The 20,130-nt window shown below is 69.3% G+C and carries 17 protein-coding genes; 4 read left to right on the plus strand and 13 right to left on the minus strand.

Translation table 11 applies throughout. The features are described from left to right. Positions 1-8: 8 nt before the first annotated feature. The 13 genes from murC to AC0B44_RS18855 all read right to left on the minus strand — a co-directional run bounded on the left by murC (position 9) and on the right by AC0B44_RS18855 (position 16,005). The gene (murC, locus tag AC0B44_RS18795; protein WP_471904319.1) at positions 9-1,538 is read right to left on the minus strand and encodes a UDP-N-acetylmuramate--L-alanine ligase; all 1,530 of its coding nucleotides are present in this window, start codon (positions 1,536-1,538) and stop codon (positions 9-11) included. Continuing rightward, positions 1,535-2,698 (minus strand): undecaprenyldiphospho-muramoylpentapeptide beta-N-acetylglucosaminyltransferase, encoded by a 1,164-nt coding sequence (gene murG / locus AC0B44_RS18800; RefSeq protein ID WP_471904320.1) that lies wholly within the window; start codon positions 2,696-2,698, stop codon positions 1,535-1,537. Before murG ends, murC begins: the two co-directional genes overlap by 4 nt. Next, on the minus strand, positions 2,695-4,125 hold the full coding sequence (gene ftsW, locus AC0B44_RS18805) for a putative lipid II flippase FtsW (protein WP_471904361.1): 1,431 nt from the start codon (positions 4,123-4,125) through the stop codon (positions 2,695-2,697). Before ftsW ends, murG begins: the two co-directional genes overlap by 4 nt. A gap of 65 nt (positions 4,126-4,190) precedes the next feature. Next, positions 4,191-5,687, minus strand: a complete 1,497-nt coding sequence (gene murD / locus AC0B44_RS18810; RefSeq protein WP_471904321.1) for a UDP-N-acetylmuramoyl-L-alanine--D-glutamate ligase — start codon at positions 5,685-5,687, stop codon at positions 4,191-4,193. A gap of 4 nt (positions 5,688-5,691) precedes the next feature. Next, a complete protein-coding gene (gene mraY, locus AC0B44_RS18815; protein WP_169620165.1) occupies positions 5,692-6,771 on the minus strand; it encodes a phospho-N-acetylmuramoyl-pentapeptide-transferase in 1,080 nt (359 codons plus the stop codon). Beyond that, a complete protein-coding gene (locus AC0B44_RS18820; protein ID WP_471904322.1) occupies positions 6,768-8,297 on the minus strand; it encodes a UDP-N-acetylmuramoyl-tripeptide--D-alanyl-D-alanine ligase in 1,530 nt (509 codons plus the stop codon). Before AC0B44_RS18820 ends, mraY begins: the two co-directional genes overlap by 4 nt. Next, positions 8,294-9,955 (minus strand): UDP-N-acetylmuramoyl-L-alanyl-D-glutamate--2,6-diaminopimelate ligase, encoded by a 1,662-nt coding sequence (locus AC0B44_RS18825; RefSeq protein WP_471904323.1) that lies wholly within the window; start codon positions 9,953-9,955, stop codon positions 8,294-8,296. The genes AC0B44_RS18820 and AC0B44_RS18825 overlap by 4 nt, the downstream gene beginning before the upstream one ends. A gap of 119 nt (positions 9,956-10,074) precedes the next feature. Beyond that, positions 10,075-11,901, minus strand: a complete 1,827-nt coding sequence (locus AC0B44_RS18830) for a peptidoglycan D,D-transpeptidase FtsI family protein (protein WP_471904324.1) — start codon at positions 11,899-11,901, stop codon at positions 10,075-10,077. 74 nt (positions 11,902-11,975) lie between these two features. Beyond that, positions 11,976-12,773, minus strand: coding sequence for a cell division protein FtsL (gene ftsL, locus AC0B44_RS18835; RefSeq protein WP_471904325.1), 798 nt, complete (start codon positions 12,771-12,773; stop codon positions 11,976-11,978). A gap of 3 nt (positions 12,774-12,776) precedes the next feature. After that, positions 12,777-13,787 carry a 16S rRNA (cytosine(1402)-N(4))-methyltransferase RsmH gene (gene rsmH, locus AC0B44_RS18840; RefSeq protein ID WP_471904326.1) on the minus strand — a complete coding sequence of 337 codons (1,011 nt, stop codon included), beginning with the start codon at positions 13,785-13,787 and terminating at the stop codon, positions 12,777-12,779. Between the two features lie 259 nt (positions 13,788-14,046). Continuing rightward, positions 14,047-14,478, minus strand: a complete 432-nt coding sequence (mraZ, locus tag AC0B44_RS18845; protein WP_471904327.1) for a division/cell wall cluster transcriptional repressor MraZ — start codon at positions 14,476-14,478, stop codon at positions 14,047-14,049. A gap of 430 nt (positions 14,479-14,908) precedes the next feature. After that, on the minus strand, positions 14,909-15,337 hold the full coding sequence (locus AC0B44_RS18850; protein WP_471904328.1) for a DUF3040 domain-containing protein: 429 nt from the start codon (positions 15,335-15,337) through the stop codon (positions 14,909-14,911). A gap of 173 nt (positions 15,338-15,510) precedes the next feature. Beyond that, positions 15,511-16,005, minus strand: coding sequence for an SAV_6107 family HEPN domain-containing protein (locus tag AC0B44_RS18855; RefSeq protein ID WP_471904329.1), 495 nt, complete (start codon positions 16,003-16,005; stop codon positions 15,511-15,513). Between the two features lie 237 nt (positions 16,006-16,242). On the opposite strand from AC0B44_RS18855, the gene AC0B44_RS18860 reads away from it, so the two are divergent. Genes AC0B44_RS18860 through AC0B44_RS18875 form a run of 4 tightly spaced genes read left to right on the plus strand, consistent with a single transcriptional unit; the run spans position 16,243 to position 20,073 of the window. Then, the gene (locus AC0B44_RS18860) at positions 16,243-16,908 is read left to right on the plus strand and encodes a GNAT family N-acetyltransferase (RefSeq protein WP_471904330.1); all 666 of its coding nucleotides are present in this window, start codon (positions 16,243-16,245) and stop codon (positions 16,906-16,908) included. Beyond that, positions 16,905-18,500 (plus strand): phytoene desaturase family protein, encoded by a 1,596-nt coding sequence (locus AC0B44_RS18865; RefSeq protein ID WP_471904331.1) that lies wholly within the window; start codon positions 16,905-16,907, stop codon positions 18,498-18,500. Before AC0B44_RS18860 ends, AC0B44_RS18865 begins: the two co-directional genes overlap by 4 nt. After that, positions 18,497-19,351, plus strand: coding sequence for a carotenoid biosynthesis protein (locus AC0B44_RS18870; protein ID WP_471904332.1), 855 nt, complete (start codon positions 18,497-18,499; stop codon positions 19,349-19,351). Before AC0B44_RS18865 ends, AC0B44_RS18870 begins: the two co-directional genes overlap by 4 nt. Beyond that, on the plus strand, positions 19,348-20,073 hold the full coding sequence (locus AC0B44_RS18875) for an LppM family (lipo)protein (RefSeq protein WP_471904333.1): 726 nt from the start codon (positions 19,348-19,350) through the stop codon (positions 20,071-20,073). The genes AC0B44_RS18870 and AC0B44_RS18875 overlap by 4 nt, the downstream gene beginning before the upstream one ends. Positions 20,074-20,130: the final 57 nt, after the last annotated feature.

The raw sequence follows: 20,130 nt of genomic DNA on the forward strand, positions 1-20,130 counted from the left end.
AGTGGGTGTCACGAGCCCGCGGGCTCCGGTCCGGTACCGGTCGGACGGAACCGGCTGGGCCTGCTGTGCAACGCATCGAGGATCTGCCGGCCGAGCATCGTGACGTCGCCGGCGCCCATCGTGATGACGATGTCACCGGGCCGGCTGAGGTTCGCCACCTGACGGGGCACGGCGGACAGGTCCGGCTGGTAGTGCACGGGCTTGGTCACCGCCCGTGCCACCAGGGCGCCGCTCACGCCCGGGATCGGCTCTTCGCGGGCGCCGTAGACGTCGAGCACGACCACTTCGTCGGCGAGATCGAGCGCCTCGCCGAACTCGGTCGCGAAAGTCTCGGTGCGCGAGTAGAGGTGGGGCTGGAACACGACGATGACACGCGGCCGTTCCGTTCCGGATTCGGTGTAGCGCAGCGGCTCCCCCGCGACCAGTTCGGCGGCGGCGGCGAGGACGGCACGCACCTCGGTGGGATGGTGCGCGTAGTCGTCGAACACCCGTACGCCGTGTTCGCGGCCGGTGTACTGGAACCGGCGGTGGACCCCGCCGAATCCGGCGAGACCCTCGATCGCCTCGTCCACCTGTGCCCCGGCGTCGAGAGCGCCGAGCAGAGCCGCGAGCGCATTGAGGGCCATGTGCCGGCCCGGGACCGACAGGCGCACGGTGCGGGGTGTGTCCTCGTCGGCGAGGTGGAACTCGGCGACACCGCCGATGTCCTTGGCTTCCCAGTCCAGCAGTCGCACACCGATGGGCACGCCGCGGTATTCGGGCTTCGTGCCGATGACGTCGGAGGTGCCGTAACCGAGTACGCGCAGGTCGCGCCGGCCGAGCGCGACGACACGTTCGGCGAGTGCTGCGGATCCGGCGTCGTCGAGACACACCACCAGCAGACCACCGTCGGACAGGCGCGCGACGAAGTCGTCGAAGACGCGCGTGTAGGCCTCCGCGGTGCCGAAGTAGTCCAGATGATCGGGCTCGATGTTGGTGACGATGATCGTGTCGGGGTCGTACTGCAGGAGCGAACCGTCGCTCTCGTCGGCCTCGGCGACGAACACGTCCCCACTGCCGTGGTGAGCGTTGGTGCCGGATTCGTTGAGTTCACCGCCCACCGCGAAGGACGGATCGAACCCGCAGTGCTGCAATGCGACGACCAGCATCGATGTGGTCGAGGTCTTGCCGTGGGTACCCGAGACGAGGAACGTGCGGTGGCCACGCATCAGGGATGCAAGGACGGTGGGCCGCAGCAGGATCGGAATGCCTCGCTGCCGCGCAGCGACGAGTTCCGGGTTGTTCTGTGGGATCGCGGCGAACGTGGTGACCACGGCCGTGGGTCCACCCTCGAGGAGATCGAGCGCGTCGGCGGTGTGTCCGATGCGGACCTGGGCGCCCCGGGCGCGCAGCGCGAGCACGCCGCGGCTTTCCTTCGCGTCCGAGCCGGATACCTGTCCGCCCCGAGCCAGAAGGATGCGGGCGATGCCGGACATGCCGGCCCCGCCGATCCCGACCATGTGCACCCGCTGGAGTTCTGCGGGCAACTGCGCACTCATCGTTCGCTCCTGTTCGGTTCCGTACCGGCGACACCGGCGACCTCCAGCACGATCCGTGCCATCTCCGCCGCAGCGCTGCGATGTCCCGCCGCGCCTGCGCGCCGGCCCATCTCGTCGATTCGCTGCCGGTCGCGCAGCAACGGGATCACCGTGTCGGCGATGTACGCGGGCGTGAGGTCGGCATCGGCGACAATCATCGCACCCCCGGCGGCAGCGACGGGACGGGCGTTGAGTTCCTGCTCACCGTTGCCGTGGGGAAGCGGCACGTACACGGCGGGCAACCCCACCGCCGATACCTCCGCGACGGTCATCGCGCCCGAACGGCACACGACGGCGTCGGCCGCCGAGTAGGCGAGGTCCATGCGCTCGAGGTACGGCACGGCCACGTACGGCGCGGTCGCGTGTCCGGGATGAGGAGGAACGCTCACGGTGTTCTTGGGCCCGTGCGCATGCAGTACGGCGATACCCGCGTCGGCGAGTGCGCCGGACGCACCGACGACCGCCTCGTTGAGCGACCGTGCGCCCTGAGATCCGCCGAAGACGAGCAGCACGGGCACGTCGTCGGGCAACCCGAAGTGGCGGCGCGCCTCGGCGCGCAGCGCTGCACGGTCGAGTCGGGTGATCGACGAACGCACCGGAATGCCCACGATCTGTGCGTCGCCGCGACGCACGATTCCCGATCCGGGAACCGCGGCGAGGACCCGGTCGGCCCGCAGCGCACCGATCTTGTTCGCGATGCCGGCGCTCGCGTTGGCTTCGTGCACCACGACGGGGATACGCCGGCGTCTCCGCAGCGGCCCCGCTCCCGCCGCGAGGTAGGCGGGCAGGGCGACGTACCCGCCGAACCCGACCACCACATCGGCGTCGACCTCGTCGAGGATCTCGCGGGTGCGGCGTACCGACGCCACCACTCGGGCGGGCAGTTTCGCCAGGTCGAGCGTGGGCTTACGGGGCAGCGGGACCGGCGGGATCAGTTCGAGCGGGTATCCGCGCCGCGGCACGAGCGTCGTTTCCAGTCCCCGCTCGGTGCCGAGGGCGGTGATCCGCGCGTCGGGGAAGAGTTCCCGGACGGCATCGGCCACGGCGAGTGCCGGTTCGATGTGGCCGGCGGTCCCACCGCCGGCAACCACCACGGACAGGGCAGACTTCTCCCCACTCACCTACGATTCCCTCGCTCTCCGGTTCGTCCATTCGTACCGCGTGTCGTGCGGGTGGTCTTCTGCCGGGCGGCGCGGCCCGGTTCTCGGGTGGGCTGGGCCCGGCGCGTCGGGGCACCGTCCACCCGGGCGGGCGCCCGGCGCTTGCGTGTCCCCGCGGCGGCGGAACGGCCCCGGTCGGCGCGGGTGGCTCCCCGCGGCTCGCCGCGACGCTGCGGCGCCCGTGCTGTGACGGTACGCGTTCCGCCCCGGTGCGGCAGGTATGGATCCGGCTGACGCAACCGCAACAGGCGCGCGAACCGTCCGTCCTGCCCGGCCTGGAGCGCGGCGATCGCCTCGGGTTCGTGGCGGGCAGCATTCGCGATCAGGCCGAACATGAGCAGGGTCGTGGCCGTGGACGTACCGCCGGCGGACACCAGCGGCAACTGGAGTCCCGTCACTGGGAGCACGCCGACGACGTAACCGATGTTGATGAACGCCTGTCCGATGATCCAGGTGGTCGCCGTCGCGGTGAACAACCGCAGGAACGGATCGACGGACCGCATCGAGATGCGCAGGCCCACGAAGGCGAAGAGACCGAACAGCCCGATGACGGCGGCGCCGCCGAGAAAGCCCAGTTCCTCGCCGATGATCGCAAAGATGAAGTCGTTGTGCGCGTTCGGCAGGTAGCTCCACTTGGCGCGGCTCTGGCCGAGCCCGCGGCCCCACAGTCCACCGTCCGCCAGCGAGAACTTGGCCTGCCTGGCCTGGTAGCCGACGCCCTGCGGGTCGTCGCCCGGGTTGAAGAAGGCGCGCACGCGCTGCGAGCGGTACCCCGCGGTCACCGCGAGAATTGCCGCGAGCGCGACCGCCGTGCCGAGCATTCCGATGTACAGCTTGAGGGGCAGCCCGGCGAACCAGAGCAACGCGAGCACGATGATGACGAGGGAGACGGTGGTACCGAGGTCGGGCTGCAGCACGATCAGCCCGGTGACGAGCAGCGCGGCCGGGATCAGCGGGACGAGCATCTCCTTGAGCGTCGAGTTCTCGCCACGCCGCGATGCCAGAAGGTGAGCGCCCCACAGTGCGAGGGTGATCTTGGCGATCTCGGACGGCTGCAGGGACACACCGAAGATGACGAACCAGCCACGCGTTCCCTGCGAGAGGGTGCCGATGCCCGGAATCAGCACGAGTACCAGCGCGACGACCGACGCGGCGAAGGCCACGAACGAGTACTTCCGCAGCACCCGTATCGGGATCTGCAAGGCGATGTAGAAGATCACCATGCCGAGCGCGGCGAAGACCAGCTGCGAGGTGAACAACCCGTACGCCGATCCCACCGACACCACGGCGCCGACGCTGGACGACGACAGCACCATCACGAGGCCGAGCACGGTGAGCAGCACCGCGATCGTCACCACGAGATGGAACGACGCGAGGGGCCGGGCCATCCACGCCCCGAGCCGTCCGCGAACCTCCGCGGCCGGGTACTCGGATGCCGGGCCGGGCTTCGAGATCACCGTCCGGTCCCGCCCCGGCGGAGTTCTTCGACGGCGGCGGCGAAACTCCGACCTCGCTGCGCGTAGTCGGCGAACATGTCGAGGGACGCTGCGGCCGGTGCCAGCAGCACCGTCTCACCGGGCCGCGCGAACGCGGCGGCCTCCCGCACAGCGACATTCATCGCCGCAGCGGAGTCGGCGCCCGGTGCGGGGATACGCCGCAGGCCGCCCTGCCGGTGTGCGTCACCGGGGAGCTCACTGGTCATCGGACCATCGTCGCGCGTGTCCACCAGCACGACGGGGACCTCGGGCGCGTGTCGCGCGAGTGCGTCGGCGAATTGCCCGGCGTCTCGTCCGAGCAACACCACCGCCGAGAGCCGGGGCGCCACCTCCACGACGAGGTCGTCGATGCGGGCACCCTTGAGCAGACCACCCGCGATCCACACCACACGGTCGTGGGCGAGCAGCGAACTGCGTGCCGCATGCGGGTTGGTGGCCTTCGAATCGTCGATGTAGCCGACCCCGTCGACAGTGCCGACCGGCGCGGCGCGGTGCGGTCCGACCCGGTGCCGCAGCAGACCGTCGTGGACGGCCGATTCCGGTACGTCGATGGCGCGGGCGAGCGCAGCGGCGGCCAGCGCGTCCGACAGACCCGCCGGTCCGGGCGGGGTGACGTCGGCGACGGAGGCGAGGACCGCGGAGTCGGCGAACGCGCGGTCGACGAGAACATCCCCGCTGATCCCGAGTTCACCCGCATCGGGGTAACCCAGCGTGAATCCGACCGTGAGCACCGCCTGAGACCGGTCACGCAGCGACCCGGCGATGGGGTCGTCGAGTCCGATCACACCGACCTTCCCGGTGAGAGCCCGCAGTTTCGCCTCGATGTAGTTCTCGATTCCCCCGTGCCAGTCGAGGTGGTCTTCGGCGATGTTGAGGATCACGCCGGCGTCCGGCCGCACCGACGGAGCCCAGTGCAGTTGGAAGGACGACAGCTCGACCGCCAGTACGTCGGCGCGGGGCTCGTCTCGCCGGAGCACGTCGAGCACCGGCAGGCCGATGTTGCCGCACGCGGCACTGGGAACGCCCGCGGCCTCGAGAATCGCGTGCAGCATGGTCGTGGTGGTGGTCTTGCCGTTGGTGCCCGTGACCACCAGCCATCTGCGGGCCGGACCGTAGATCTCGGCCTTGTCGATCCGCCAGGACAGCTCGATGTCACCCCAGATGGGGAGGGCGGAACCGGCGGCACGCGACAGCAGCGGCGAGGTCGGCGGGAAGCCGGGACTCGTGACGACCAGTGCGAAATCACGCAACGATTCGTTGTCGGCGAGCAACGCATCGAGTTCGACCGTGGTGGCGCCCAGTTCGGCACATTGCGCCAGCGCGTCGGCGTTGCGGTCCGTGACGGTCACGTGCGCGCCGAGGTGGGCCAGCGGCGCGATCGTCGCGCGGCCCGACACCCCCGCACCCGCGACGAGGACGCGGGCTCCGCGCAGTCGCTCGAGATCGTAGGTCATGGCGTCAGTCCCCGATCGCCGCGAGGTACTCGCTGTAGAACAGGGCCAGACCGATCGCCGAGGCGATGGCCGCGAGCAGCCAGAACCGGATGATCACCGTGGTTTCCGCCCAGCCACCGAGTTCGAAGTGGTGATGGAACGGGGCCATTCGGAACACACGCCGTCGACTGGACCGGAACACCGCCACCTGGATGACGACGGACGCCGCTTCGGCGACGAACAGCGCACCGATGACGACCATGAGGAGTTCGGTGCGGGTCGTGACCGACAGGCCGGCGAGCATGCCGCCGAGCGCCAGCGAACCGGTATCGCCCATGAAGATCTTCGCGGGTGCCGCGTTCCACCACAGGAAACCGATGCATGCCGCAGCAGCCGCGGCGCACAGCAGCGCCAGGTCGAGGGGGTCACGGACGTCGTAGCAACCGGCGGTGGGTTCGACGACGCACGCGTTGCGGTACTGCCAGAACGTGATGATGACGTACGCGCCGAGCACGAGTGCCATCGATCCCGCGGCGAGTCCGTCGAGTCCGTCGGTGAGGTTCACCGCGTTCGACCAGGCGCTGACCAGCAGATATACGAAGAGGATGAAGACGATCGACCCCATCGACACGGTCGCGATGTCGCGCACGTAGGACAGGTCGGTGCTGGCGGGCGTCAGTCCGTCGCTGTTGCGGAACTGCAGGGCCAGGATGCCGAAGGCGACCGCGGCGACGAGCTGGCCGACGAGCTTGGCCGTCTTGTTCAAGCCCAGGTTGCGTTGCTTGCGGATCTTGATGAAGTCGTCGAGGAAGCCGACACCGCCGAGCGCGGTCGTCAGACCGAGGACGAGCAGACCCGACGCCGTCGGGCCCTGGGCGTCGTATCCGAGACCGATCAGGTGCGAACCCCAGTAGCCCGCCCACAGGCCGGCGAGAATCGCGACGCCACCCATGGTGGGTGTTCCGCGCTTGGCTTGGTGGCTCTGCGGCCCCTCGACCCGGATCTCCTGGCCGAAGCCCTGCCGGGAGAATGCCTTGATCAGTACGGGGGTGAGCAGGATCGACACCGCAAGTGCGATACCTGCGGCAAAGAGAATCTGTCTCACCGGGCGTCCTCCGTCCCCGTAGCAGCGGTGTTCTCGCCGCGATCGGCGAGCACGGCGTCGGCCACCGCCCACAGTCCGACCGATTGTGATGCCTTGACGAGCACGATGTCGCCCGGCTGCAATTCTTCACGAAGCATTTCGATCGCGGCGTCCGCGTCGGGCACGTGGCACGCTTCCTCGCCCCAGGAGCCTTCCATCACGGCGCCCTGGTACAGCCCGCGGACCTGCCTCGACGCTCCGACGGCGATGACGCGGCTGACGTCGAGACGCACCGCGAGACGCCCGATCCTGTCGTGCTCGACCACGGAGTCGTCGCCGAGTTCGGCCATCTCTCCCAGCACGGCGAAGGTGCGGCGGCGTTCGTTTCCGGAGCGCGCCATCGTGACGAGGGCTTTGATTCCGGCGCGCATCGAATCCGGGTTGGCGTTGTACGCGTCGTCGATGACGGTGACGCCGTCGGCGCGGGTGCGCACTGCCATACGGTGTGCCGAGACGGGCGCCGCGGCGGCGAGCGCAGCGGCCGCCTGCTCGGGCGTCGCGCCGCACTCGATGGCGACGGCGAGCGCCGACAGGGCGTTGCCGACCTGGTGCTCACCGTGCACCGCGAGGGTCACCGGGATGCGGCGCTCGTCGCCGCCGTTCCGGATCACCGCGGTGAACGACGCACGCGCCTCGTCGTCGAGTTGGATTCCTTCGGCGCGCAGGTCGGCCGTCTCGCCGCTACCGACCCACACGACGCGGGCGTCGGTGCGCGCGGCCATCTTCGAGACCAGGAGATCGTCCGCATTGAGCACCGCGACGCCACCCTCCGAGGCGTCGGGCAATGCCTCGACCAGTTCGCCCTTGGTCTGGGCGATGACTTCCTGCGACCCGAACTCGCCGAGGTGAGCGGTGCCGACGTTGAGCACCACGCCGATCTTCGGCGGGGCGATGGCCGCGAGCGCGGCGATGTGACCGCGGCCGCGCGCCGACATCTCCAGGACGAGGAACTTGGTGTCCTCGGTGGCGCGCAGCGCGGTCCACGGATGCCCGAGTTCGTTGTTGAACGATCCCGGCGGTGCGACGACCGGTCCGAGCGGCGAGAGCACCGCTGCGAGCAGGTCCTTCGTCGAGGTCTTACCAGCCGACCCCGTGACGCCGACGACCGTGAGCCCGCGTTCGGTGAGAGTGTCGACGACCGACCGGGCCAGCGCCGCGAGCCCGGCGAGCACGGCGGCACCGGACCCGTCGCGGTCGTGTTCGAGTGCGAGCGCGTTCGTGGCGGAAGGGGCCAATGCCGGCACCACGATCGCGGGAACGCCGACCGGACGCGCCGCGAGTACCGCAACCGCTCCGGCCTCGATGGCGGCGGCCGCGTGGTCGTGCCCGTCCGACCGGGCGCCGGGCAGCGCGAGGAACAAGTCTCCGGGCCCGATCTTGCGGGAATCGAATTCGACGGTTCCCGTCACCTGCGCGGACGGATCGTCGGTGTCGTGCAGGGTTCCCCCGACCACCTCCGCGATGCGTTCGAGTGTCATCGGGATCATGCAATGCCTCCGTGATGCGAACCGCCCGCAGCGGGCGGGGTGTGACCCTCGGGCCCGGAGGCACTGAGCCGGTCGATGGACTCGGCCAGCACCTCTCGGTCGTCGAAAGGATGTTTGGTGCCGGCGATTTCCTGACCGGTCTCGTGACCTTTGCCCGCGACCAGGACGACGTCACCCGGCCGGGCCCACTTCACGGCGGCGTCGATGGCAGCTGCGCGATCGCCGATTTCGAGGATGTCGCCGCGTTCGCCGGCGGGGACGGCCCATGCTCCGTCGAGAACGGCCGCGCGGATGGCGGCGGGATTCTCGCTGCGGGGATTGTCGTCGGTGACGACGAGCAGATCCGCGCCGCGAGCGGCGACCTCACCCATCAGCGGGCGCTTCCCCCGGTCGCGGTCTCCACCGGCACCGACGACGACGGCGATGCGTCCGGGGACGCTGTCGCGCAAGGTCTCCACCACCGCCGAGAGAGCGGCGGGCTTGTGGGCGTAGTCGACGATGGCGAGAAAGTCCTGGCCGCGCTCGACACGCTCGACCCGTCCGGGCACCGCGACGGTAGCGATCCCACGGACGGCAGCGTCGAGGTCGGCGTCCACCGCGTCGCAGATCGCCACCGCGAGGGCGGCGTTCGTGACGTTGTACCGACCGGGCAACGCAACCGACACCCGATGCTTTGCACCGTCCGGTCCCGCGAGCGTGAACTCCTGCGCCCCGGACGCGCGGGCGGTTTCCTCGGACACCGTCCAATCCGCCTGTACACCGACGCCCGTCGCGACGGTGCGCACCGTGTTCCCGTCGGCACGACCGGCCGCGGCGAGATCGGCCATCCGCCGGCCCCACTGATCGTCGACGCACACCACGGCACGGGCGGCGCGCACCGAGGAGTCCTGTGCGAACAGGCGCGCCTTCGCTGCGAAGTAGTCCTCGAAGTCCTTGTGGAAGTCCAGGTGGTCCTGCGACAGGTTGGTGAATGCCCCCACGGCGAATTCGGTGGCGTCCACGCGTCCGAGTGCGAGCGCGTGGCTGGACACCTCCATCACCACGGTGTCGACGCCCTCTTCGACCATGACGGCGAAGAGTGCGTGGAGTTGCGGGGCCTCGGGCGTGGTCAGTGCACTGGGGATCCGGACGCCGCGAATGCGGGTCTCGACGGTCCCCACGAGTCCGATCGTGCGGCCGGCGGCGGCAAGGCCCGCTTCCACGAGGTACGCCGTGGTGGTCTTGCCGGAGGTGCCGGTGATCCCGACGATCCTCATCTTGCGCGACGGATGGCCGTACACAGTCGCCGACGCGGCGCCGAGCACGGATCGCGGATCGGGGTGTACGAGGACCGGGACCGACGTGGTGGCGACCTCTGCGACGAGATCGCGACCCTGCGCGTCGGTGAGGATTGCGACGGCACCTCGGTCGAGAGCCTCGGATGCGAAGGAGGCACCGTGCGCACGCGCACCGGGCAGTGCGGCGAAGATGTCGCCGGGCCGGATGCCCTGCGCCCGGAGATCGATGCCGGTGACCGTGGTGTCGTCAGCCGGAGGTCCGTCCCCTACCACAGACAACTCGGCGCCCACCGCAGCGGCGAGGTCTGCGATTCGCGTCACCGGGGGATGTTCGGGCCGACGGCCCTCCTCCGGAGGCGTCGGATCCGGACTCGATGACACAGGCACCAGGTTCCTCTCACTATCGCCACAGCGTCTTGCTGCCGGGCTCCACGGTTGCGTTCGTTCCGGCGTATCACGTTACCGACGTGCCGGGGTAAGGACACCAGGCGGTCGGACGATCAGTCGATCTGCAGGATCAACTTGCTCCCCGGGTCGGTGGACAGCGGCACTCCCGTGCGCTGGAGCAACCACGAGGCGATGTCCCGGAACAGCGGCGCGGCCGACTGGCCGCCGGTGCCGTCGGAACTGCGGGTGGGCGCGTCGAGCATGATGCCGACCACGTAGCGCGGGTCGTCTGCCGGTGCGATACCGGCGAACGTGATCCAGTAATCCGAATTCGAGTAGCACTTGCAGTTCGGATCGATCTGCTGGGCGGTGCCCGTCTTACCCGACACCTGGTAGCCCTCGATCGCCGCTCCCGTACCGGTCCCGCGCTGATTGCCGGTGTCGTCCTGCACGACCGACCGGAACATGTCGCGGACGGTCGCGGCGGTCTGCGGGCTCACCACCCGCACGGGATCCGGACGCGGGGTCTCGGTCCGCGACCCGTCGGGACCGATCGTCGCGCGGACGATGCGGGGCGGTACGCGCTCGCCGTCGTTGGCGATGGTCTGGTAGATGCTCGTCATCTGCAGCAGCGTCATCGACAGGCCCTGCCCGATCGGCAGGTTCGCGAAGGTGCCGCCGGACCACTGTTCCCGGCTGGGCACCAAACCGGCGGATTCGCCCGGCAGGCCCACCTCGGTGCGTTGCCCGAGTCCGAACAGATTCAGCATCTCGGCGTAGCGATCCTCACCGACACGGTCGGCGAGCATGAGGGTTCCCACGTTCGACGACTTACCGAAGACGCCGGTCGTGGTGTACGGAACCACCCCGTGGTCCCACGCGTCCTTCACGGTCGCGCCCGCCATGGTGATGGTGCCGGGCACCTGGAGCACCTCCGACGGGGTCGTCAGGCCGTCCTCGATCGCCGCTGCCGCGGTGATGATCTTGTTGACCGACCCGGGCTCGAACGGCGAACTCACCGCGAGGTTGCCCTGCTCCGCATCGGGCGGATTGTTGGCGACACCGATCGACGGGTCGAACGTGTTGTCGTTGGACATCGCCAGGACCTGGCCGGTGTGCGCGTCGAGCACGACCGCCGAGGCGTTCTTCGCACCCGACAGGTCGCGGGCGCGTTGCACCTGCTGCTGGACGTAGTACTGGATGTCGTTGTCGAGGGTGAGTTCCACCGACGAACCGTTCACGGCAGGCTGCCGGTCGCGCCAACTGCCCGGGATGACCGCGCCGTCGGATCCCCGGTCGTAGGTCGACGAACCGTCGGTGCCCGCCAGCATCGAATCCATCGACGCCTCGAGACCGATGAGTCCGTGCCCGTCCCAGCCGGTCGCGCCGACGATGTTCGCGGCGAGCGACCCGCCCGGATACAAGCGGATGTCCTGCCGCTCGAGACCGACCATGTCGTAGTCCTCGACGATCTCCGCAGCGACACCCGGGTCGACGCCGCGTGCGAGATAGACGAAGCTCTCGTCGCTTTCGAGCTTTTCGAGCACGTCCTTCTCGGGGGCCGCCGCACCGAGCGCCTTGTGCACGGCCTTCGCGACACCCTCGAGATATTCGTCGGTGGCGGGCGCGGACGGATCCTTTTCGCGGGCTTCCTCGAGTTCCTTGCGGACGCGCATCGGCTGGAAGGTCAGCGCCTTCGCTTCCATCGTGTAGGCGATCGGGTTGCCGTTGCGATCGGCGATCGTTCCGCGCGTCGCCGGTTCGACGAGGCGGGTGGTCCGCTGGCTCGCGGCCTCGGCCGACAACGTCGGTGCCTGGAACACCTGGACGATCAGCAACTGCATCGCGACCCCGGCCAGCGCCAGGAACATGACGCCCCGCCCGATCCTGGTGCGGAAGTCGAACCCGGCGGTGGCGGAAGCGCGTCGAGCCGGACGCATTCGACTGCGTCCGGTCTTGCCGCCCGGGGCCGGCGCGCGGCCCCGGGGTACACGGCGAGGGGTGGAGCCTCGGGTCACCGGCGCCCGTCCTCGGGTTCTGCCGGTTGGCCCTGCGCCTCGGCGGCCTGGGGCGCCGGAGCCCCCGGTTGCGGCATCTCACTCACGGGCACCAATTGTTCCGCTTCACCCGCCGGGGCTCCGTCATTCCGGTTCTCCGGCGTGGCGGGAGCCTGCGGCTCGGTGGGCCGGGGACCGGCGTTTCCGGCCAGCGCGTCCGTACTGTTCGGACGCGGCGTCGGGACTTCTCCCACCTCGGAGAGCGGGCGCGGACTCTCGACTCCGGCGCTACCCGACAGCGGGGCCTGTCCCCGCGCGTCGGTGCGCGGGCGCGCGGAGTTGAGCGGTGCGGGCGGAGCCCCCTGAGCCGGGACGGCTTCTCCCACGACGCGGACCGATCCGTCCTCGGCGACGACGATCCGCGCCACCTGCGTGCTCGGGATCATGCCCAGTTTCGCGGCTTCCACCGCGAGCACGGGCGCGGAGTTGCCGGCCTCGACGTCGCGCTGGAGCACTGCACGCTGCTGAACGAGACTCTCGTTGTGGGCCCGGGCGGTGCTGAGGTGGTAGGAGTCCTCCGCGGCGCCGGTGGTGAGCAGCAGCGTCGCGGCCATCCCGACACCGAGCAGGGCGAGGATCGTCGCGACGAACGGTATCCGTGTCCGGACCCGCCCGGCGCCGGTGGTGCGTCCGCGGGTCTGGGCCACGGGGACACCGAGTTGCGCTGCTCGCTGATTGCGGCGCTGATATGCGCGTTGCGCAGCCGTGGATCGAGCAGGCCCGCGGCGCGGCGGCGACGCCACCTGTGCAGTCATCGGTTACCTCCTGGCGATTCGTTCTGCAGCACGCAGGCGGACGGGAGCCGAACGTGGGTTGATCTCGATCTCTTCGTCGGAGGCGCGTTCGGCGCCCCGGGTAAGAATGCGCAGCTCAGGCCCCATCCCCGGCAACTCCACGGGGAGTCCCTCGGGGCTGCGCGACTTCGCGCGCGGTGTGAGTTCTTGCTTGACCACCCGGTCTTCGAGCGACTGGTAGGACATGAAGACGATGCGGCCGCCGACGGCCAGCGCGTCGAGGGCGGCGGGAATGGCATCGCGCAGCGAATCGAGTTCGCTGTTGACCTCGATGCGCAGTGCCTGGAACGTGCGCTTGGCAGGGTGACCGCCGGTACGACGCGCTGCCGCGGGGATGGCCCGGTAGAGCAGTTCGACGAGTTCGCCGCTCGTCCGGAAGGGGGTCTTCTCGCGGGTGCGGACGATGTCGGACGCGATCTTGCCGGCGAACCGCTCCTCGCCGTACGTACTGAGGATTCGCGCGAGGTCGCCGTGACTGTAGGTGTTGAGGACGTCGGCCGCGGTGATCCCGATGGTCGGGTCCATGCGCATGTCGAGGGGCGCGTCCTTCGAGTACGCGAAGCCCCGGTCCGCCTCGTCGAGTTGCATCGAGGAGACGCCGAGGTCGAACAGGATGGCGTGTACCGATCCCTCGCGGTCGAACCCGCATTCTTCGAGTGCGCCGGCGATGCCGTCGTACCGCGTGTGTACGAAGTCGGTACGACCGGCGAACTCGGCGAGCCGGTCCTGCGCGATGGCGAGGGCGTTCGGGTCGCGGTCGAGGCCGACGAGGCGCAGACCCGGATACGTTCTCAGGAAATGCTCGGCGTGCCCGCCGAGACCGAGCGTGGCGTCGACGTAGACCGCGCCTTCGCCGCCGGGGCCCACCGCTTCGATCGCGGGACCGAGGATCTCGACGGCTCGGCCGAGGAGGACAGGAACATGCCCGAATTCTTCGCGCTCGTCCGCCGTCGACTCGTCCTCGCCGTCCACCATGTCTCCTCCGGAATCCTGCTCGGGCCGCATACGGTCTGTCGGGTACTCGATCGAGATGCTCGGTGTCGCACTGGTTCCGGATACGGCGACGGCGAATGCCTCGAGGTCTCTGTCCGAGCGAGGGAGACCTGACGCTGGGGAAGTGCGTCAGGGCTTCCCTGTCCGGACCTGGCGCTGGGGAAGTGCGTCAGGGCCGGTGTCGGGCAGAGACCTCGCGGCATTCGCCGCGCAGCCGTGGCTCCGTCATGAAATGTCGCGGTCACAGGATGTCGCGCAGTGCCTCGTCTCTCGCTTCGGAGAAATCTTCTTCGTGTTCGGCCAGGTAGGCGTCCCATGCCTCGGCGTCCCAGATCTCCAGATACTTGACCGAGCCGATCACCACGCAGTCCTTCGTCAGCCCCGCGTACTTGCGGTGCGCCGAGGACAAGGTGATGCGACCCTGACCGTCCGGACGTTGCTCGTCCGTTCCCGAAGCCAGGCTCCGGAGGAACGCACGGGCCTGGGGGTTGCTGCGTGAAGCACCCGCAGCACGCTCCGCCAAGGCGGCAAATTCGTCCCGAGGGAACACAGTGAGGCTGTGATCCTGCCCCTTGGTGATCATCAGCCCTCCCGCCAGTTCGTCTCGGTATTTCGCCGGCAAGGTCAGCCGACCCTTGTCGTCCAACTTCGGCGTGTAGGTACCGAGGAACACTCGGCACCTCCCGCCTTCGTCGGACGGCTGTTACGTCTGCGGCGGGTGATCCTGCCTCCCGCCGCGACCCACAGTACCCCACTTTCCCCCACCGCAGCCCGATTACGGCATCCGTTTCGGGTGTGTTGTGCCAAAAGTTCCAGCTCACCCAGGGTGGAGCGAAGTGGGGCATTTTTCGCGATCAGGGCAGAGGCGCGCGACACCCCGACGTCGTCGTGCGATAGAGGTCACACCGGCGTCGGCAAACGCCGAGGTCGCGTCCCACACGGCGGGGCCTCCAAGGTCTTCCGGGCGCGACGGTGGGGGGCGGTGGGGATCCGCTCTCGCCGGCCACCGCGACGGCTCGGCCGCTGCCGGCACGGCTCTCGGAAAACGACTACGGCGCGACCCGTCGGGTCGCGCCGTAGAGCGTGTGCGAAGCGGTGATGCGTCAGTCTTGTTCGAAGCGCTTTCGGAAACGCTCCTCCATGCGGTGGGTGAACCCTCCGCCGGATGATTTCTTTCCCCCGCTCCGGGATCCGGTACCACCGGATCGTCCCGAGGCGGCAGGCCGCCCGGTGCCGTCTCCCGGATTCGAACGGCGACGACCGTCCACCAGGACCAGAACACCAGCCGCGAACATCACCAGAAACCCGAGCAAACTGATGACCGGGAATCCACCGGGCTTGACCGGTAGGGCGACTCCAGCGATCAACAGTGTCAATCCCAAGACGAAAAGCACGCCGGCTTGCAGCCGACGTCGATTCGACGCCATTCCCAGCCGCTTCCCGCGGACGGTCGAGGCGAACTTGGGGTCCTCAGCATAGAGCGCGCTCTCGATTTGATCGAGCATGCGCTGCTCGTGCTCGGAGAGTGGCACGGTACCTCCCCCGGCACTAAACGGTGGCCACCGAATTCTGGGTGAATCCGACGGGGGGCCGACTTTGACGGCCGCCTGTGTTGATAATACGAGTACATCTCGCCCGGGACCACCAACTCCGGTGCCGAGTTACCGGACAGCCCTCGGAAGAGCCCCGAGGATGGGGACAAAACTCACAGCGTAAAAGCCATTTGGGCCTCGTCGTCGCTGGCGAGATACCCCTCGACGTCGTGCAGGAAGCGCCCGACCTCGTCGTAGAATTCGTCGGCCTGATCGGCAACCACCGCACGGGCAACTCCCGCTTCGATGGCGGCACGCGCGGCCGAGCGATCGGCGAAGTAGTCGGCCCAGACCGCGAACGAATCGTCGGCGCGAGCCATCAACACCCACGCGTTGCGCGTACCCGGCCGGCGCGCGGGACGTTGCGGCGCGCGCAGTTCCGCAGCGGCGACCACTGCGCCGGCGCCGCGCAGGGCCGCGAGATATGCGAGGCGGAAGCGCTCGGCCGCAGTGTCGGCGCCGGCGGCCGCAGACAGCAGTCCGTCCGCCTTGCCGAGCAGCGTGGCCGCACGCGCGGACGTCGCGCCGCGGACGCAGCGCGCGGAGTCGCTCGCCGACTCGCCCGGTACGTGGCGTGGTCCTCGTATGCCGAAATCCGTGGTGGACATGCTGTGCACCTCCTCGACCTCACCACCGGCGCCCGGTAGTGCGCACCACCGCCGTCCCGATGGTGGTATTACCGAAGTTCCGGTAGTAGCCCGGACGACCCGGGGATGTTCGCTTCCCTCGAACATCACCGGATCACCGGTATCGAACATGCGTTCGATGTATTGAATGATAACCGGACCCACCGACAACCCGTCAAGAGAAGGCGGCCCCCGATCCCAGACGAGCACCGATCCTCTGTGAACCCACCGAACGAACCGCCCGCCGAGACGGGCCCCGTCCCACGCACGGAACCCGCGCGTGGCGGCCCCATCTTCGTGAACCTGTCCCCCGCCGAGTTCCGGGCGCACCTGCCCCAACTGCTGGCGGTGTACGTCGCCGCGATGAAGTACCCCCGCGGGACGGAACACCACCGCGCCCCGATGTGGTCCGAACATGCCGGACGCCCCGGGTGGCAGGCCGTCGCCGTGGCCCTCCCCGAAGACCCCGGAACCTTCGTCGGCATCGCCTACGGCTACCGCGGCGACCCGCACCAGTGGTGGAACCAGCAGGTGCGGACCGGGATGCGGCACACGGGCCGGTCGCCGGAATACATCGACTCCGTCCTCGGCGACTACTTCGAACTGACCGAACTGCACGTACGGCCCGACACCCAGGGACTCGGTCTCGGCCGCGCCCTGCTCTACCGGTTGCTGCGCAATCGCTCCGAACGCACCGTGTTGCTGTCCACCCCGGAGGTCCCGGGCGAGGACAATCGAGCCTGGCGCCTGTACCGGAGTTTCGGTTTCGTCGATGTGGTGCGGAGATTCGTCTTCACGGGCGACGCGCGTCCTTTCGCCGTACTCGGCCGCGCCCTTCCGCTCGAACCGCATCTCGCCCCTCCCGATTCGACAGGACCCTCATGACGCCAGTTCTGGATACCCTCGTCGTCGGCTCGGGACACAACGCGCTGGTCTCGGCGTGTTATCTGGCCCGCGAGGGCTGGTCCGTCCACGTGCTCGAACGCGACACCACGCCGGGTGGAGCCGTCTCCACCGTCGAACGTTTTCCCGGCTACGCCGTCGATCGCGGCTCGTCGGCCCACATCATGGTTCGGCACTCCGGCATCATCGAGGAACTCGACCTCGCCGCCCACGGCCTGCGGTATCTGGAGTGCGACCCGTGGGCGTTCGCACCACCTCCTCCCGGCACCGACCGGCCCGGCATGGTGTTCCACCGCGATCTCGACCGGACGTGCACCTCGATCGAGAACGCCTGCGGAAGCCGCGAGGCGGACGCCTATCGCCGCTTCGTGGCCGACTGGGGTCCGCGAAGCGCCGCCGTGATGAAGTCGTTCGCCAATCCCCCGACCGGACGACACCTGCTGTCGTCGTTCTGGGGCCTCGACGCGAAGGGCGGCGGCAGCGCGCTGTCGCGCCGTTTCCTCACCACCGGCGACACTCTGCTCGACGAGTACTTCGACGACGAACCGCTCAAGGCCGCACTCGCCTGGTTCGGTGCACAATCGGGGCCGCCGATGTCCGAACCCGGCACCGCAGCGATGGTCGGCTTCGCCGCGCTCATGCACACCCTCCCCCCGGGCCGGGCGGTCGGCGGTAGCGGCGCACTCACCCAGGCGCTGCTCTCCCGCCTCGAATCGGACGGCGGGTCGGTCACGTGCGGCGACGCCGTCACCGAGATCCGCAGGACCGGTTCGACGTGGACGGTGCGCACCGCCGCGGGCAGCGTCTTCACCGCTCGCACCGTGATCGCCGGATGCCACATCCTCACCACCCTGGATCTGCTCGGGCGCGGCGGGTACGACGCCGGCAAGCTCGAGCAGTGGCGTCGCGCGGTCCGGGTGGGGCCGGGAATCGGGATGGTGCTCCGTCTGGGCACCGATGCCCTTCCCCGGTATCTCGGAGCCGACGACCCCGCCGACACCACGACCGGGTTGCAACTGCTCGTCGACGACCGCGCGCAACTGCGTCTCGCGCACGGCGCCGCGATGGCGGGTGAGCTTCCGCCGCGCCCGTCGGTGCTCGGCATGAGTTTCTCCGCGATCGACCCGACGATCGCCCCCGCCGGCGAACACCAGGTCACGCTCTGGTCGCAGTGGCACCCGTACCGGCTCAGCGGTGGACGGACCTGGGACGAGGTCGCGGAGAGCGAAACGGAGCGGATTCTCGCCGAGATGGAACTGCGCGCCCCCGGTTTCACGGACAGTGTCCGGCATCGGTACGTGCAGACGCCCGCCTCGATCGAGAGCGAACTCGGCCTGCTCGGGGGCAACGTGATGCACGTGGAGATGTCGCTCGACCAGATGTTCCTGTGGCGGCCGCTGCCCGAACTGTCCGGCTACCGCGTCCCCGACGCTCCCGGGATGTACCTCACGGGTGCGTCGACCCACCCGGGAGGCGGCGTATCGGGCGCGAGCGGTCGCAGCGCCGCACGCACCGTCCTCGCGGATGCACGCGGTGGCATTCTGCGGCGAACCTGGAGCCGGATCTCGGGGTGAGCGCCGTCGTTTCCGGAAGGACGGGCGCGCGGTGGCAGACCGTCGTGCCGATCGTGTTCGCCGCCGCTGCCGTCGCCGCCCAGATCGCATACCCCCTCACTGCCGGAACCGCGCGTGACACGGTCACCGTCGCAGTGGTGGTCCTGCTCGCCGCCGCCGCTCTCACCCATGCAGCGGCACACCGCGGGCTCGCCTGGGCCGCGACACTCTTCGCCGTCTCCGCAGGCGGCGGTTTCGCCTCCGAGGTGATCGGGACCGAAACCGGCTACCCCTACGGTTGCTACGCCTACGCCGTCGACCGACTCGGTCCGTCGTTGCTGGACGTGCCGTTGGTCGTTCCGCTCGCCTGGACCGCCGGCCTCTACCCGGTGTGGTGTGTCGCCACGCGGATCACCCGGACGGCACCGGGCCGCGTCGCGGGGGTCACCGTCGGAATGGTGGGCTGGGATCTGTACCTCGATCCCCAGATGGTCGCCGACGGCCAGTGGGCGTGGTGCAACGGCGGCGGTCTGCCCGGCATCGCGCACATCCCGCTCACCAACTTCGCGGGCTGGGTGGTGGTCGCCGCAGCGATGGCCGTCGTCCTGCTCACGTTCGACTCCCGCTCGTCGCGACCCACGCCCAGGCACGACGACGCCGTCCCCCTCGCCTTGTTCCTGTGGACGTGGCTGGGTTCGGCACTCGCCCACAGCGTGTTCCTGCAGGCGCCCGAACTGCGGTTCTCTGCGATCTACGGTCTCGTGGTCATGGGGGTTCTCGGCGTTCCGCTGCTGCGATCCCTCTTCCGGACGGCGCCGGACGAGACCGACTGGCGACTCGCCGCAGCGACCCGGATGGACCACCGACCGTGACCGCGCCTGGCACCATATTCCTCGTGCAGCAGTCCACTTCGTCCGTCCGCCGCGTCCTCACGGTCGCGGGACTCGTGCTTCTCGTCCTTCCTTTCCTCACCGGGTGCCTCCGGGTCCAGGCGTCGATGGGAATCTCGTCGGACGACCGGGTGTCGGGGCAGATCGTCGCCGCGACCATCCCCGCCGACGAGAACGATCCCGGGCCCGTGCTCGTGGCACCGGCGTCACTCGAGGGCAAGGTCCAGGTTCAGCCGTACGAGCAGGACGGTTACGTCGGCAGTCAGGTCTTCTTCAGCGACCTGACGTTCGGCGACGTGCAGCAGTTGGCGACGATGTCCGAGCAGGGCTCGGGGATGTTGCAACTCAACCTCCAGCGCAACGGCGATCTGGTCGCGCTCAACGGCCGCGTCGACCTCGAATCGGCGCCGTCGCTGGGCACCGACGTGCAGTTCACGATCGCCTTCCCCGCCAGGGTCGCGACGACCAACGGGACGAGGGAATCCGATTCCATCGTGACGTGGAAGCTTCCCGCCGGTGAGGTGAGCACCCTGCGCGCCGATGTGCGCTACTCCGACCCCAACACCCGCGGTTTCGCGGGGTGGGCAGGCATCATGGCGGGCGGCACTTTCGGCGTCGCACTCCTCATCGGCGTACTCGCGTGGTGGACGCGCGACCCGGCACCGCAGCGGACCGTCCCCGATGACGACGAGGACCGGACCTGAACCCGACGACGCCGTCGGCGGCCCGCGACAGATCCTCCGGTGCTGCCCGGTCGCAGT

The organism is Rhodococcus sp. NPDC019050 (genome assembly GCF_055664235.1).